The organism is Demequina sp. B12 (genome assembly GCF_028823635.1).
GTDB lineage: Bacteria > Actinomycetota > Actinomycetes > Actinomycetales > Demequinaceae > Demequina.
Genome location: NZ_JAPEHU010000051.1, coordinates 1 through 207, shown reverse-complemented (window position 1 = coordinate 207; position 207 = coordinate 1). Strand labels below are relative to the sequence as shown.

Annotated in this window: 1 protein-coding gene; it reads left to right on the top strand. The window is 44.0% G+C overall.

Annotation, left to right across the window (positions count from 1 at the left end):
- A partial coding sequence (locus ON058_RS11110) for an efflux RND transporter permease subunit (protein WP_274669124.1) occupies positions 1–207 on the top strand: 207 nt, incomplete at both ends.

The following is a 207-nucleotide window of genomic DNA, read 5'->3' as shown; positions in this document are numbered from 1 at the left end:
ACAATTGCACGTTTTCCAAGTGTAGCCCCGCCACAGGTGAATATTAGTGCGACTTATCCTGGTGCTACAGCTAAAACCATTAACGATAGCGTTGTAACCTTAATTGAGCGCGAATTATCGGGTGTAAAAAATCTACTCTACTATAGTGCGACAACAGATACTTCCGGTACAGCAGAGATTACCGCTACGTTTAAACCGGGCACAGAT